17 protein-coding genes and 1 pseudogene are annotated in these 13,624 nt (G+C 57.6%); 8 read left to right on the top strand and 10 right to left on the bottom strand.

What is annotated here, in order from left to right; genetic code table 11:
• Nucleotides 1-37 precede the first annotated feature (37 nt).
• Complete coding sequence (locus BMX75_RS13585) at nucleotides 38-916, top strand: LysR family transcriptional regulator (protein WP_092828793.1); 879 nt, start codon at nucleotides 38-40, stop codon at nucleotides 914-916.
• Between the two features lie 100 nt (nucleotides 917-1,016).
• Here BMX75_RS13585 and BMX75_RS13580 read toward each other — a convergent pair whose 3' ends face one another.
• The 8 genes from BMX75_RS13580 to BMX75_RS18090 form a co-directional block, all read right to left on the bottom strand.
• On the bottom strand, nucleotides 1,017-1,643 hold the full coding sequence (locus BMX75_RS13580; protein WP_245748555.1) for an HD domain-containing protein: 627 nt from the start codon (nucleotides 1,641-1,643) through the stop codon (nucleotides 1,017-1,019).
• 61 nt (nucleotides 1,644-1,704) lie between these two features.
• On the bottom strand, nucleotides 1,705-2,181 hold the full coding sequence (locus BMX75_RS13575) for an OsmC family protein (RefSeq protein ID WP_092828791.1): 477 nt from the start codon (nucleotides 2,179-2,181) through the stop codon (nucleotides 1,705-1,707).
• A 67-nt stretch (nucleotides 2,182-2,248) separates the two neighbouring features.
• Nucleotides 2,249-2,668 (bottom strand): GFA family protein, encoded by a 420-nt coding sequence (locus tag BMX75_RS13570; protein WP_092828789.1) that lies wholly within the window; start codon nucleotides 2,666-2,668, stop codon nucleotides 2,249-2,251.
• 77 nt (nucleotides 2,669-2,745) lie between these two features.
• Complete coding sequence (locus BMX75_RS13565; RefSeq protein ID WP_092828787.1) at nucleotides 2,746-3,288, bottom strand: macro domain-containing protein; 543 nt, start codon at nucleotides 3,286-3,288, stop codon at nucleotides 2,746-2,748.
• 327 nt (nucleotides 3,289-3,615) lie between these two features.
• Nucleotides 3,616-3,888, bottom strand: coding sequence for an antitoxin (locus tag BMX75_RS13560; protein ID WP_092828785.1), 273 nt, complete (start codon nucleotides 3,886-3,888; stop codon nucleotides 3,616-3,618).
• Complete coding sequence (locus BMX75_RS13555) at nucleotides 3,885-4,163, bottom strand: BrnT family toxin (protein WP_092828940.1); 279 nt, start codon at nucleotides 4,161-4,163, stop codon at nucleotides 3,885-3,887. Before BMX75_RS13555 ends, BMX75_RS13560 begins: the two co-directional genes overlap by 4 nt.
• Before the next feature lie 86 nt (nucleotides 4,164-4,249).
• Nucleotides 4,250-4,837 (bottom strand): histidine phosphatase family protein, encoded by a 588-nt coding sequence (locus BMX75_RS13550; RefSeq protein WP_175474741.1) that lies wholly within the window; start codon nucleotides 4,835-4,837, stop codon nucleotides 4,250-4,252.
• 82 nt (nucleotides 4,838-4,919) lie between these two features.
• Complete coding sequence (locus tag BMX75_RS18090; RefSeq protein WP_175474740.1) at nucleotides 4,920-5,063, bottom strand: hypothetical protein; 144 nt, start codon at nucleotides 5,061-5,063, stop codon at nucleotides 4,920-4,922.
• Between the two features lie 138 nt (nucleotides 5,064-5,201).
• Between BMX75_RS18090 and BMX75_RS13545 the strand changes: the two genes are divergently transcribed.
• On the top strand, nucleotides 5,202-5,453 hold the full coding sequence (locus tag BMX75_RS13545) for a type II toxin-antitoxin system Phd/YefM family antitoxin (RefSeq protein WP_092828781.1): 252 nt from the start codon (nucleotides 5,202-5,204) through the stop codon (nucleotides 5,451-5,453).
• Entirely contained in the window at nucleotides 5,450-5,704 is a 255-nt protein-coding gene (locus BMX75_RS13540) for a Txe/YoeB family addiction module toxin (protein ID WP_092828779.1), read from the top strand. Before BMX75_RS13545 ends, BMX75_RS13540 begins: the two co-directional genes overlap by 4 nt.
• A gap of 186 nt (nucleotides 5,705-5,890) precedes the next feature.
• Here BMX75_RS13540 and BMX75_RS13535 read toward each other — a convergent pair.
• Nucleotides 5,891-6,432: pseudogene (locus BMX75_RS13535) on the bottom strand (IS3 family transposase); the annotation flags it as partial.
• A gap of 464 nt (nucleotides 6,433-6,896) precedes the next feature.
• Here BMX75_RS13535 and BMX75_RS13530 point away from each other — a divergent pair.
• Entirely contained in the window at nucleotides 6,897-8,210 is a 1,314-nt protein-coding gene (locus BMX75_RS13530; RefSeq protein WP_092828777.1) for a hypothetical protein, read from the top strand.
• A gap of 7 nt (nucleotides 8,211-8,217) precedes the next feature.
• On the opposite strand, the gene BMX75_RS13525 is transcribed toward BMX75_RS13530, so the two are convergent.
• Entirely contained in the window at nucleotides 8,218-8,739 is a 522-nt protein-coding gene (locus BMX75_RS13525) for a zinc ribbon-containing protein (protein ID WP_092828775.1), read from the bottom strand.
• A 161-nt stretch (nucleotides 8,740-8,900) separates the two neighbouring features.
• Here BMX75_RS13525 and leuS point away from each other — a divergent pair, with 161 nt between their 5' ends.
• The 4 genes from leuS (at nucleotide 8,901) to BMX75_RS13505 (ending at nucleotide 13,611) form a co-directional block, all read left to right on the top strand.
• Nucleotides 8,901-11,486: a leucine--tRNA ligase gene (leuS, locus tag BMX75_RS13520; RefSeq protein ID WP_092828773.1), complete on the top strand. Its 2,586-nt coding sequence runs from the start codon at nucleotides 8,901-8,903 to the stop codon at nucleotides 11,484-11,486.
• On the top strand, nucleotides 11,483-11,977 hold the full coding sequence (locus BMX75_RS13515) for an LPS-assembly lipoprotein LptE (protein ID WP_092828771.1): 495 nt from the start codon (nucleotides 11,483-11,485) through the stop codon (nucleotides 11,975-11,977). Before leuS ends, BMX75_RS13515 begins: the two co-directional genes overlap by 4 nt.
• The gene (gene holA, locus BMX75_RS13510; protein WP_092828769.1) at nucleotides 11,974-13,041 is read left to right on the top strand and encodes a DNA polymerase III subunit delta; all 1,068 of its coding nucleotides are present in this window, start codon (nucleotides 11,974-11,976) and stop codon (nucleotides 13,039-13,041) included. Before BMX75_RS13515 ends, holA begins: the two co-directional genes overlap by 4 nt.
• A gap of 174 nt (nucleotides 13,042-13,215) precedes the next feature.
• Entirely contained in the window at nucleotides 13,216-13,611 is a 396-nt protein-coding gene (locus BMX75_RS13505) for a PA2779 family protein (RefSeq protein ID WP_066315200.1), read from the top strand.
• The last annotated feature ends 13 nt before the right edge of the window (nucleotides 13,612-13,624 follow it).

Genomic DNA, 13,624 nt, shown 5'->3' with positions numbered 1-13,624 from the left:
GAATACAAGACAGTTTGCCAAGTGGATACATGACGCGATGGACACCCAAAGCCTTCAAGCCTTTTTGGCCGTAGCCGACACGCAAAGTTTCTCCCGGGCGGCTGAACAGCTTCACCTGACCCAACCGGCGGTGAGCAAGCGCATTGCCACTCTGGAATCGCAGGTAGACGCACGGCTGTTTGACCGCATTGGCCGACGCATCGCGTTAACCGAAGCGGGTAGCGTGCTTCTCCCCCAGGCCAGGCAAATTCTGTTCACGGTCGAGGACAGCCGCCGGGCACTCGCCAACCTGTCCGGCCAGGTGGGCGGGCCGCTGACGCTTGCGACCAGCCACCATATTGGCCTGCACCGTTTACCGCCGGTATTAAAGCAGTATACCCAGCGCCACCCGGCGGTGGCGCTGGACCTGCACTTTCTTGATTCGGAATTCGCCTATCAGGGCGTGCGCGATGGCTCGCTGGAAATGGCTGTGGTCACCCTCGCGCCCCACCCCGTGGAGCAACTGCATGTCGTGGAGCTCTGGCGTGACCGGCTGTGCTTTGTCTGCGCCACCGACCACCCGCTCGCCGCCCAGCAACGCGCGCTGTCGCTTGCCGACCTTTGCCAACACAACTGCGTGATGCCGGGGGCCAAAACCTTTACCGGCTCGCTAATCGCCCAGCGGTTTGAACAAGCGGGACTTGAGCTGCCGGTGAGCATGGCGACCAACTACCTGGAAACCCTCAAGATGATGTGCAGTGTCGGGCTCGGCTGGAGCCTGCTGCCGGAAAAGATGATCGACCACGACCTGGTGGAACTCAAGGTTGCCACCGCCCCGCTCCACCGTCCCCTGGGTTACCTGGTGCACAACAACCGCACGCTCTCCAACGCTGCGCGCATGATGATCGAGGCACTGGAAGAAAGCAGAAGCGAATAATTGACGTCAAGACGCATCATTGCCTGTCTGTTCACAGCGCTGATTCGTGCAAATAGCCGGAGGTGGGCGTCACCGTCTTAAAATTCGAGCACTTTTACTTTTATATTTCAGCGCCTAACTGAGCCAAATACTGCTTCATAAAGGCTGTTCTCTTGTCCGCCTCTTCCTTGGCAGATTTCGTGTTCATGGTTTCAGCAATGTTAAGTAGCTTTGTATAGAAGTGATCAACCGTATTAACACGGTCATTTGGCGCTCGAACATCACAGAACGGGTCCTCTGGGTCATACAGCCCCACCCCTAAACCTGTGCTCACCTGAAGGCACCTTGCAATCCCGATAGCCCCAAGCGCATCCAGCCTATCGGCGTCTTGCACAATCTGAGCTTCTATCGTTTGAGGGTGCACCTTCGCGCTGTAACTATGCGCGATGATCGCATGCCCTATGTCGCTGTGATATTCGGACGGATAATTGATGGCCGCCAGGAAATCCAGCGCCTTCTGGGAAGCGAAAAAAGAACTCCGAGCCCTGTCGGGGTGATTCTTGGGGAATGAAAAGCAATCATGTAAATACGCGGCCGGCAAAACCACTTCAAGTTTCGCTCCTTCTATTTCACATAACGATTTGGCGGTTTTGACGACTCTCAATACATGATTCACATCATGCGCCAGGTCTTGCTCCATTTCAGCGTTAATGAAGCTGATGAACTGGTGTTCATAATGCTCTACCACGCTACATCCTTGTTCGTCATGTACCGTTAATGCCTGCACTTATTCAGTTCAGGCAAGTCCATTACCCGGTGAGAATCTCAGGCTCACACCCGACGTCAAAATTGACGGAATTGGCAATAAAGCAGAACGAATGCGCTTTATCGTGCAGGGATGTCGCAAGCTCGCTATCGTCAGCCGCCCCGATTCGGATGCGTGGCTTAAGCGTTACGCTTTCGAAATAGCCACTGCCATTGGTCGTCTCGATCATTCGACCCGTGGCGTTGTCTGTATATTCCGTTACCGTAATGCCAGCGCTGGCGCACAGGTGCAGATACCAAAGCATATGGCATGCCGAGAGTGAGCTTAGCAATAGCTCTTCCGGGTTATAACGGGACGAGTCGCCCAGGAAGGCGGGATCTGACGATCCGAATATTGTCGGTTTACTGGCGCACGTTATCTCGTGGTCACGCGAGAAGGCGCGATAATGTTGGGTACCTTCGCCTGAATTACCCGTCCAGACAACGGTAGCGGCATAATCGTGCCGACCTTTTTCTGACATTGATGCTTCCCTCTTCAGAAATGACCCGCCTCATCGCTTAAACGGAGACGTACCCTTCGACTGGCCTTTATTCACCATACTGGGCGAACACTTCTTCGCCGGTCAGCTGCTTGGTTTTTTCTGCTAGCGAATAGTAGCGCGGCTTCTGGTCGATGAATATTTGCTCGGTTATTTGCCAATCATCCGAGTCATCAAGAAGACCAACGGGAAGCGCGTAATGAGCATCCTGCTTCAAGCGATAGAAGAGATGAGTGCCACACTGCTGGCAGAAACCACGCTCGGCCCATTCTGAGGAACTAAAGAGGGAGATATTCTCAGTACCTTGGAAGTCCACATCACCGGCAAACTCAACCGCAAACATCGGGCCACCGCCCCACTTTCTGCACATTGAGCAGTGACAAACGCCGACATGGTGGCTGTTGGTGGTAACAGTGACGCTGACCATACCGCACAGGCAGGCCCCCTGACGCTGTGTAGTAGATGCCATCTTGGTCTCCTTCAGTTGTGTTTCAATCAACCCTGATTCCCCTCACTGTCGTCTCAATGAGGGAGTAAACGCAGCTGCTAGCCCGCTGGATCGATGGTCAAGCGTTGAGCCAATGCGTCGTGGAGTGTTTGCCGGGCCGCTTCATCGAATAAAACAAAGCGGATCAGGCGCACTTTGCGTAAGGTGGGCAGTATGGCTTCAAGGGTCGTCGCGCATACTTGTGCGGCCTGCTCCGCCGGGTAGCCAAAGGCGCCAGTGGAAAGCGCCGGAAAGGCCAGCCGCTCAATGCCGTGCTTCTCAGCCAGTTCCAGCGCATTACGGTAGCAGTCTGCCAGCAGTTGATCCTCGGGCTTGTCCACGCCATACACCGGGCCCAGACAGTGAATCACCCAACGGTTAGGCAGGTCATGGCCGCCAGTAAGTACCGCCTGGCCCGGGGCGATAGGCGCCATCGGCCGCCCTTCTTCCGCCAAGCCTGGCCCGGCAGCGCGATGAAGCGCCCCGGCGACGCCACCGCCGGTTCTCAGTTGCGCATTGGCCGCATTGACCACGGCATCGACATCGGATTGCTGGGCAATATCGCCCACCAAGCACTGCACGCTGATGCGGTTGTCGCTCATAGGCTCCTCCGTCTATTGCCAAGTATCACGCAGGCCCTACTGATGCTGAGCCTTGGTGACTGCGGCAAATACTCAAAGTGTAGACTGAAAAAGCGCTTTGGTTCATGCACTGCCCTTTATGACCGCACTGGCTTCGCGCATCTTATAAATCGCCGCGCCAGCATTGTTCCTCTCTCTGGCATCGGGCCCTTTCATTCCGCGATGCGTGTCGATGACTATGAGAGCAACCAGTTCGTGGATCATATTTTCCAGCGCTAACGCTCGGCTCGCCGGTGACAAAACCGCAGCAAAGCGGAGGTTTTGGCATCCGGCGCATGGCCTGGTTAGCTATCGATCCTCGTGCAAGCGACCTTCCACATATTTATGCAGGATGCTGGCAACCAGTGTTTGGTAGGGGATGCCTTCCGCCAGGGCTTTCTTCTGGAGCCCTCTAAGATCCTTGGAAGAAAGCCTAATGTTGATCCGGGCATCTTTTTTGAACATTGCTTCGGCGTAATGTTGATGCCGTGCTTTCCTATCCTCAACGTCTGGCGTTTGCTGCAGTTCTCCTGCATCAAATGCATCCAGAATTTCCTGCTCTTCTTTATCCAGCCTGCTCATTTTGGACCTCCCAAATAGGTTTCGGTCGCTTTTCGGCTTGGGATGATCGTTTTCAGAAAAACCTCATCCTCCGACTCCACGAAGGGGACCTGATACGCATACCCCTCCATCTCAATCACATGGATTTGTTGGCCCGGATACCGTTCCTGATTCGGATGCTCGAACATATCCAGAATACCTTCGGTCGAGATGTGCAAAACCACATCCTCAAACGAGATGTTCCTTTCCTCTTGGAGAAGCTTATTCTTCTCTGGGTTCCATGTAATGGCTTTCATAAGCAAAGCGTAGCACATTGTGTGCTTTTTGTACTCAACGACTAGCGTAGCCGTCATCGGAGCCAAAAATGCCGCGAGAGTGATGCTTATGGCCTCCTGAACACGGCTTGGTTACAGCACATAGCCCGATTAAGGAAGCCTACCGTATTTACTTCCCCACAAGAAACGAGGCTTAGCCCGCAGTTGTCGTGGGGGAATCGCGTTTTTTCTGGCAAATCCATAACAATGTTCAGCAGCTCACGGATCATGTGCCCGTGAGTCACTACCAGGATTTTAGATACGGATTGAGATAAGATTAGCTCTTTCGCCTGCAAAGCTCGTCTGAGGAATGCGCCAGCTTGCTCATCTTCTGCTGGATGAAGATGGCCGGACGTATGCGGCATGTAAACGGGCTCTTCGTGAGAGACTGAACTATCAAGCACCAATTGGCCTTCGGCTAAACAGGGGTGAACGGCAACGGAGAGCGAAGCAGCTTGCGCGAAGGGTTTAACCGTATCCAAAGCCCTAGAGTAGGGAGAGCAGAGAATAGCTTCTATATTTAATTTCATAAGGTCGCCGACAATCGCTTGGGCCTGCCATTTCCCATACTCTGTCAACGCATCCTCACTCCCCGAAGCGAATGAGCCAGCTTGGTTTGACTCAGTTTCGGCATGCCTCAACAGAAATATGTCCATACTTTTCATTCTCTAACACAGAGCGAACCGGCGACCTTGACGCAGCGAAACAGAGACAAGGGCGAACGAGTGCCGCGTTTTGTTAACTGGTTTGTTCGATATTGGCACGGCGCTTGCTTTCCTGCTCAGTCATTTGTTCTTGGCGCTCCTCAATGGCGAGTTGCTGCAACAACCGCTGGTCTTCTTTCATCATCGTAACCAGCTCATTCCGGAGATTCTGATTCATGGGCTCCTTTCCAGTTAACGCACGGCTAACGCGCCGGCTTGGAGCCGCAAAGCGGCGGAGAACCCGTGCAGCCGGTTGTTAAATTAACCTATGTACACTATTCTGTACATGGTCAACACCTCGTACAGGAAAACCCTTATGGATGCCATCAGCTACACTGCTGCTAGAACCAACCTAGCAAAAACTATGGAACAGGTCTGTGAAGACCATTCCCCGGTAATCATCACCCGGAGCAAGTCGCAATCCGTGGTGATGATCTCGCTTGACGATTATGAGGCCCTGCAAGAAACTGCATATCTGCTGCGCGCACCGAAGAACGCCCGCCGCTTGCTGGAATCCGTTACCGAGTTGGAACAAGGCGGCGGCCAAGAAAAGGAACTTCTTGAATGAAGCTCATCTTCTCCGAAAACGCCTGGGAAGATTATCTGTACTGGCAGAAAACCGACAAAAAGCTCCTGAACCGAATCAACAAGCTGATCAAGGAGGCGAAACGCGAACCTTTCGACGGCATCGGTAAGCCGGAACCCCTCAAGCACAGCTTAGCCGGTTACTGGTCACGCCGGATTAACGACGAGCACCGCATGATCTACAAGGTCACGGATGATGCTTTGCTCCTTGCCCAGCTCCGATATCACTACTGATTTAACACCGCCAGCACGCGCGGCTATGTAGTGGAGGCGAAGCCGGAACGGAAAAGCCGTCGCTGTGCCTGGCTTTGTTGTTATGTGTAGGGCCCCGGATGATCAGATCGCCTATACAAGTTATCCCTTGCTGGCCGCCAAGGGGCTTCTTCAGCAGTTCATCCGGGACCCTACAGTTAAAAACAGTCCGCCAATGGCACGCTCAGGCACGATCGCAACGGCTTCACGGGTGGCGTCATCGACAACAATGAGGCTCTTTATCACTCGTCCGTCTGACGTCCGGTCAAACACAAAATCCATTGACCAGACCTAATTGGCGGCACCAGGGCGACCAAGTGGCTTTCGCTCAGACATGGGAACCTTCTTGCGCTTGCGACGCTTCACCTGCAAGCGAGCTTCCGCATACAGACGCTCAACACGCTTGTGATTGACCGGCTCTCCGGCCTGACGCAGCTTCAGGTAGATCATGCCAGCGCCGTAGCGGCGATGCCGATGGGCCATGGCAACAATGCGTTCACGCAATGTCTCATTGCGGTCAGGGGCCGGCTGGTAGCGCAATGCACTGGCACTCATACGAATGACACGGAGCGCTCTGCGCTCACTCAGGCCACGTGACACCATAAAGCGCACCACGTCTCGGCGTGCCGGGGCGCTCACCACTTTTTTCTCAGCGCCTCGCGAGTGACCTCCATTCCCTGTAGCGACTCTGCGAGCAGCTTTTTCAACCTCCTACCCCATAGGATCGGACTCTAGGTGTAGCGCTACTCAATCAGGGGGTGACGTCGGGTGCTTGCCGCGGTGGGTTTCAGGGCATTTTGGTGCGTGCCTTTCTTGAATCCATGCATACGTTAGGTGTTGTGGCCTTATCAATCGCCCGACAAGTCGAGCTCCTACACTGGTATCGTGCATGTAGGGGTGGGTTGTGTAACACCTTGAATTTCTGTGCATTTCTATTAGTGCCTTTACCGAGACCAAGCCTGCGTTAAGTGTTGTGGCTTTATCATCGCCCGCCAAGTCTGGCTCCTACATGGGTGTAGTGCTTTTAAGGGGTTGCGTGGCACGTTGGGGTTCTGTGCATTTTGGTGGGTGCTTTTACCGAACCCAGGAGTGTTGCGGCCTTGCAGGTCGGTTCTGGGCTGGCCTTCCGTTGCAAACCCGATTAGCCTGCTAACTCAACCAGTAAGGGATTGAGATGCAAGAGACGACTTCTCGGCAGCGCTTGGCGGGCGTGCTGATTTTGCTTGGTTTAGTAGTGCAAATAGTGGGGTTTAGCGGCTGGGCGGCGACCACACAGGCGGTTAGCTATGTGCTGTGGGCAGCGGTACTGTTGCTGTGGCGGGATATTCCCAGGCGTTCGCGCATCCAGGCGGGGGTGTTGATTGCCTTGGGCGCGGGCATGCTGTTGGTGGCGCGGTTTGTTTACGGCGCTGAGGTCGATTGGCCTGCCATGTTGCAGGGTAATGTGTTCGTGGTGGCCATGCTGGTGGGCGTCAGCTTTATCACGCTGATTGGCAAGCAAGGCAGTAAAGGCGCCTCAGGGAGTCGCGTGACCGGCGCGGGTGGCGTGCTGCGTACCTGGCTGGGCGTGCATTTCCTGGGCACGATCTTGAACCTTTCCACCGTGCTGATGGTTGGCGACAAGCTCGCTAGGCGCGGGCCGCTTAAGATGCCGCAGTTGTTGGCGCTAAACCGTGGGCTTTCCAGCGCCGCGCTGTGGTCGCCGTTTTTCGCCTCGATGGGTCTGGTGATCTCGCTGGTGCCCGACGTCGAGTACGCGCACATTGCCCTGGCGGGCTTTCCCCTGGCGATGATGGCGGGGCTGTTCACCACCCTGGAGTTGCGGCGGCGGTTTGATTTACGCGAGGTAGACGGGTATTCGCTGGCACCGCGTAGCCTGCTGATGCCGGTGGGCATGGCGGCGCTGGTGATGCTGTTTCACTTCTGGCTGACGCCGTCGCTGACCATTGTCAGCATCATTACCTTCCTCCTTCCGGCCGTTGCCGTGCTGAGCAACCTGCGCGATGGGCCGCGTTTTACCCTGCGGCGAGTCCGCCAGCATACCCTCACCCGCTTGCCTGCCATGCGCGGCGAGGTGTCGCTGTTCCTGGCGGCGGGGTTATTGACGCTGGGGCTGTCCACCCTGGTATCGGCCGCAGCGGGTAGCGACTGGACCCTGTTTACCGACTTTGGCACACCCCAGGCGATGATCAGCTTCGCCGCCATTTCGCTCAGCGCACTGGCCGGGTTGCACCCAATTATCGGTGTGTCGGTATTGGCCTCGATACTCAACCTGGAGGGCGGCGAGCAAACGCTGTTTGCCTTTGTGGCGTTGAGCTCGTGGGCGGTGGGCACAAGCGTGGGGCCGCTGTCGGGCATCAACCTGTCCCTTCAGGGCCGCTACGGGGTAAGCGGCTACCGGATGATGACCAACAACCTGCTGTACGCGGCTGTCCTGAGCCTGCTCTCGCTGGGGGCGATCGCAGGCGTCAGTTGGGTCGTCGGCTAGCGGCGTATCAGGTTTCGACGATTTTACCGGGGAAACGGTAAAAGTAGCGATGGCCGCACTGGTGGCAAGGTTCCAGCCGCGCAACATTTTCCAGCATCACCTGGGCATCGCAGTGCACGCAGGCCATCAGGCCGGGAGCGGCCATCTCGCCTTCGCAGTAATCGGCGCGAGCGGCTTCCAGGTCATCGTCAAAGCGCTCGCGGTCGACGATGCTGCGGTCGGCAATCGAAAGCAGCGATTCCGCCACGCGGCGGGTAAGGTGGTCAATATCGATGCCCAGCCAGTGGGCTACCTGCTTGCCGGTATCCGACATGTAGTTGCGCATGTCTTTCAGGTCACGCTCCACCCAGGCCCGCAGCAGGGCCAGCTCGTCCTTGGTGTACTCTTCCAGCTCCGCTTCAAATTCAACGGCGTCGTCCAGGTCCTTTTGCAGATTTTCCCAGGTCAGCTCGTCAGCGCCGTCCTGCATCCGCTCCAGCAAACGCTCGTAGCCTTCGCGTAGGCGATGGTCGTTGTGTTGTTCACTCATGGTCCCTCTCCTTTTGTCGACGCGCGGTGTGACCTATCATGGCCTAGCCGTTCAAGGATACACCTGCATAGGATACAATCGACGCCACTAATCTGACAGTCGTCATCTAACATTCACTTTGCGCCCAACTTGGGCGATACGCCAAGGCATTAAATAAACCGATGGACGCACACTACAGCCCTCGTGAAATTGAACGCGACGCCCAACAATATTGGGATAAACATCAATGCTTTAAAGCAGTAGAGGACGCGAACCGCGAAAAGTTTTACTGCCTTTCGATGTTCCCCTACCCTAGCGGCAAGCTGCACATGGGCCACGTGCGTAACTACACTATCGGCGACGTGGTGTCCCGCTTCCAGCGCATGCAGGGCAAGAATGTCATGCAACCCATGGGTTGGGATGCGTTCGGCATGCCGGCGGAAAACGCCGCGATTCAAAACCAGGTGCCGCCCGCCAAGTGGACGTACCAGAACATCGACTACATGCGCAACCAGTTGAAAGCCCTTGGCTTTGCCTACGACTGGAGCCGTGAATTCGCCACCTGCGATACCAGCTATTACCGCTGGGAGCAGTGGTTCTTCACTAAGCTGGTGGAAAAGGGCCTGGTGTACAAGAAGATGTCCACGGTCAACTGGGACCCGGTCGACCAGACCGTTCTTGCCAACGAGCAGGTCATCGAGGGGCGCGGCTGGCGTTCCGGCGCCTTGGTCGAGCGCAAGGAAATCCCACTGTGGTTTTTGAAGATCACCGACTACGCCGATGAGCTGCTGGCGGATCTCGACAATGTCGAGTGGCCCGAGCAGGTCAAGACCATGCAGCGCAACTGGATCGGCAAGTCCCAGGGCGTCGAGTTGTCTTTCGACATCAAGGCCCCCGACGGCTCGAGCGGCGAGCCGCTTTCGGTCTACACCACGCGCCCGGATACGCTGTTCGGCGTTACCTACATGGCCGTGGCCGCCGATCACCCGCTTGCCAAACAGGCCGCTGAAGGCAACGACGAGCTGCAGGCCTTCCGCGAGGAGTGCGCCCGGGGCGGCACCTCGGAAGCCGAAATGGCCACCAAGGAGAAAAAAGGCCTGCCCACTGGCTTCAAGGCCATTCATCCGCTCACCGGCAACGAAGTGCCCGTCTTTGTGGCCAACTTCGTGCTGATGGAGTTCGGCACCGGGGCGGTGATGGCCGTGCCCGCCCACGACCAGCGCGACTGGGAGTTCGCCACCAAGTACGGTATCGAGATCAAGCCGGTGATTGCCGATGAGAACGGCAACACACCCGACCTGTCGCAGAGCGCGTATGCCGAACACGGCACGCTGATCAATTCCGGCGAGTTCAACGGGCTGGGCTTTGAGGAAGGCTTTGATGCAATCGCCGCCAAGCTCGCCGAGATTGGGCGCGGCGAGGTCAAGACCAACTACCGCCTGCGCGACTGGGGTGTGGCCCGCCAGCGTTACTGGGGCGCGCCGATTCCGGTCAAATACGGCCCTGAAGGCCAGACCGTGCCGCTCACCGATGACCAGTTGCCGGTGGAGCTGCCGATGGAAGTCACCGTCGACGCCTCGGGGTCACCGCTCAAGAAGATGCCCGAGTTTTCCGACCTGGGCGACGGCTGGACCCGGGAAACCGACACCTTCGACACCTTCATGGAGTCCTCATGGTATTTCGCGCGCTTCTGCTGTGCCGACAACCACGAGGCGATGCTCGATGAGCGCGCCAACTACTGGCTGCCGGTCGATCTTTACATCGGCGGGATCGAGCACGCCATTCTCCACCTGCTCTACGCCCGCTTCTTCCACAAGCTGATGCGTGACTTTGGCCTGGTGGATTCCGACGAGCCCTTCCAGCAGCTGCTGACCCAGGGCATGGTGATTGCGGAAACCTACTACCGCGCCACCGAGAACGGCGGCAAGGAGTGGTTCAACCCCGCCGATGTCGAGGTCAAGCGCGATGAGAAAGGCCGCCCGCTGAGCGCGGTACTGATCAGCGACGGCCAGCCGGTGGAAATGGGCGGCATCGAGAAGATGTCCAAGTCGAAGAACAACGGCGTTGACCCGCAGTCGATGATCGACAAGTTCGGCGCCGACACCGTTCGCCTGTTCATGATGTTCGCCGCGCCCCCCGAGCAGTCGCTGGAGTGGTCGGATTCCGGCGTGGAAGGTGCCCACCGTTTCCTGAAGCGCATGTGGCGGCAGGTGCACGAGCATCTTGAAGCCGGTTCACCAGGCAAGCTGGACGTGGCCGCGCTCGATGACGACCAGAAGGCACTGCGCCGCAAAACCCATGAAACCATCAAGAAAGCCAGCGACGACATTGGCCGCCGGACGACCTTCAACACCGCCATTGCCGCGGTGATGGAGCTGTCCAACGCCCTGGCCCGCTTCGAGGACGACTCGGCCCAGGGGCTTGCGGTGAGCCGTGAGGCACTGGAAGCCTGCGTATTGCTGCTGGCACCGATCACGCCGCACCTTTGCCACCGCCTGTGGCAGCAGTTGGGCCATACGACCCCGGCGATCGAAACGCCCTGGCCTGCCGTCGACGAAGCGGCGCTCACCCGCGACACCATCGAGCTTGTGGTCCAGGTCAACGGCAAATTGCGCGCCCGCCTGGAAGCCCCGGCCAGCGCCGACAAAGCCGCCATCGAGCAGTTGGCAATGGAAAACGACAACGTCCAGCGTCACCTGGAAGACAAGACGGTGCGTAAAGTCATCGTGGTACCGGGCAAGCTGGTCAACATAGTGGTGAGCGGATGAATCGACGGACTTTTTTAGCCACCAGCATGGCCGCCTCGGCGGCCGTATTCCTCAGCGGTTGCGGTTTTCGTCTGCGCGGTGCGGGTTCAATGCCCAGCCTGCCGCCGCTGGCCCTTGAAGGCGATACCAACAGCGACCTAGCTCGCCAGTTCATCGACCGTTTGGAGCAGCAAGGCACCAACATCACGGATAGCGGCCAATGGCGCGTGACGCTGGGGTCGCCGAGGCTGGACGAACGGCGCCTGGGCGGTGAAGGCCGCGGCAGCCGCGACCACGAGCTGACGCTCAGCACGACGCTGTCTGTTCAGCGCCGGGAAGACAACGCCTACCTGCTCAACGGTGAGACGCTGTCGACCAGCACCCGCATTCGCGTCAACGACAATGACCTGCTCAACCGCGAGGATCTGTTCAATGAAGCCGAGCAGACCCTCAATCGTGAATTGACGCAGCGCATTATCGAACGTCTCAGCGCCCTTGATAACGCCTCGTGAAAGTCTTTGCCGACCAACTGCCCGCTGCCCTGGCCAAGTCGCTGCCCAAGGTCGTGATCGTGGCGGGGGATGAGCCCCTGCAGCACCGTGATGCCTGCGATGCCGTGAGAGCCGCTGCCCGCCAGGCGGGTATCGAAGAACGCGAAGTCCTGGACGTGGAGCCCAACTTTGCCTGGGGGCGGCTGCTCGAGGTGGCGAGCAACCTGTCGCTGTTCGCCACCAACAAGCTGCTTGAACTGCGTTTGGGCCAGCACAAGCTGGGCCAGGAAGGAAGCAAGGCCCTGGCTGAATACGCCCAGCACCTGGACAATAACGATGACCTGCTGTTGATCAGCATGGGCAAGCTGGATGCCAAGCAGCAAAAAAGTGCCTGGTTCAAGGCCCTCGATAAGCATGGCCTGTTTGTCCCGGTATGGCCGGTTGATGTCTCGCGGCTGGGTTATTTTCTGCGCGACCGCGCCTCGCTTCACGGTTTGCAGATCGACCTGGACGCCGCTCGCCTGCTGGGTGAACGCACCGAAGGCAACCTGCTGGCCGCTGACCAGGCCATGCAGAAACTGGCCCTCATCCACCCCCAGGGCACCCGGCTTACCGCGGAAAGCATCGCCCAGGGCGTGGAAGACAGCACCCGCTTTGATGTCTTCACCCTGGCCGACGCCTGTCTGAAAGGCGAGCCCAGCCGTGTCTCGCGGATTATCACCGGGTTACGCAGTGAGGGCGTGGAAGCGCCTATCGTCCTCTGGGCGCTAACCCGCGAGCTGCGCACCCTGTTGTCGCTGCATCAGCACATGGACCAGGGCCAGAGCTTTGAGCACGCCTGCAAGGCACAAAAGCCGATGATTTTCGACAAGCGCCGTCCGGCCTATCAAAAAGCCACTCAGCGGCTACCCATGAAGCGGTTGCACAAGCTGCTATTGATGGCTCAGCGACTGGATCTCGCCGTTAAAGGGGCGTCACCGGTGCCGTTATGGCCCGGGTTGCACGACCTGGCGATGACCATGGCCGGTGGACGCGGCTTACTGGCTGAATCCGCCTGGACGTACCGCGTTGCGCCCAGCTTTTAGGTCCTGGCTTATGGCGACCGACCTCCGTGCGCTGCGACGGAATAAGCAACAACCGTGAATTCTCGGTACCAAAGCGTGTACCCGGCTTAAAAAAAGGCTAAATTCTTCCTATACTTTTGTTTCAAGCCATTTGTGCTTGGCCCATCCCAACAAACATGTCTAAGGATCAAGACGATGAATAAAGTACGTGCCTATCTCTCGACGCTGCTAATTGCTGCTCTGGTCATTACCAGCCTGCCCGTTGCGGCGGCACCGGCTTCCTCCACAACGGACCTTGTCAGCACTCAGTCCGTGCTTGCCAACGACAGTGCCCAGGCAGACCGCGAGCGGATCCACCAGCTGCTTAACCGCGCCGACATCCAGGACGAACTGGTCAAACAAGGCGTTGATCTGGACGAGGTGGAAGCGCGTGTTGCCGCCTTGAGCGATGCTGAAGCCCAGCAGATGGCCAACCAACTGGAAGAGCTGCCAGCTGGCGCAGGGGTCGTGGGCGCCCTGTTTGCGGTCTTTATTATTCTACTGGTCACTGACATTCTCGGCCTGACCGATGTTTATCCGTTTACCCGCTAATCCATGAAGCCTT

It is taken from the genome of Vreelandella subterranea, assembly GCF_900111305.1.
Classification (GTDB): domain Bacteria; phylum Pseudomonadota; class Gammaproteobacteria; order Pseudomonadales; family Halomonadaceae; genus Vreelandella; species Vreelandella subterranea.
This window is presented reverse-complemented; position numbering and strand designations above follow the sequence as displayed.

Coding starts and splice junctions, on each gene's coding strand:
- BMX75_RS18090 (WP_175474740.1), bottom strand. CDS start 5,063: ATGAATCAGAATCTCCGGAATGAGCTGGTTACGATGATGAAAGAAGAC.
- BMX75_RS13575 (WP_092828791.1), bottom strand. CDS start 2,181: ATGTCAGAAAAAGGTCGGCACGATTATGCCGCTACCGTTGTCTGGACG.
- BMX75_RS13505 (WP_066315200.1), top strand. CDS start 13,216: ATGAATAAAGTACGTGCCTATCTCTCGACGCTGCTAATTGCTGCTCTG.
- BMX75_RS13515 (WP_092828771.1), top strand. CDS start 11,483: ATGAATCGACGGACTTTTTTAGCCACCAGCATGGCCGCCTCGGCGGCC.
- leuS (WP_092828773.1), top strand. CDS start 8,901: ATGGACGCACACTACAGCCCTCGTGAAATTGAACGCGACGCCCAACAA.
- BMX75_RS13550 (WP_175474741.1), bottom strand. CDS start 4,837: ATGGACATATTTCTGTTGAGGCATGCCGAAACTGAGTCAAACCAAGCT.
- BMX75_RS13530 (WP_092828777.1), top strand. CDS start 6,897: ATGCAAGAGACGACTTCTCGGCAGCGCTTGGCGGGCGTGCTGATTTTG.
- BMX75_RS13560 (WP_092828785.1), bottom strand. CDS start 3,888: ATGAGCAGGCTGGATAAAGAAGAGCAGGAAATTCTGGATGCATTTGAT.
- BMX75_RS13545 (WP_092828781.1), top strand. CDS start 5,202: ATGGATGCCATCAGCTACACTGCTGCTAGAACCAACCTAGCAAAAACT.
- BMX75_RS13585 (WP_092828793.1), top strand. CDS start 38: ATGGACACCCAAAGCCTTCAAGCCTTTTTGGCCGTAGCCGACACGCAA.
- BMX75_RS13525 (WP_092828775.1), bottom strand. CDS start 8,739: ATGAGTGAACAACACAACGACCATCGCCTACGCGAAGGCTACGAGCGT.
- BMX75_RS13540 (WP_092828779.1), top strand. CDS start 5,450: ATGAAGCTCATCTTCTCCGAAAACGCCTGGGAAGATTATCTGTACTGG.
- BMX75_RS13555 (WP_092828940.1), bottom strand. CDS start 4,163: ATGAAAGCCATTACATGGAACCCAGAGAAGAATAAGCTTCTCCAAGAG.
- BMX75_RS13570 (WP_092828789.1), bottom strand. CDS start 2,668: ATGGCATCTACTACACAGCGTCAGGGGGCCTGCCTGTGCGGTATGGTC.
- BMX75_RS13565 (WP_092828787.1), bottom strand. CDS start 3,288: ATGAGCGACAACCGCATCAGCGTGCAGTGCTTGGTGGGCGATATTGCC.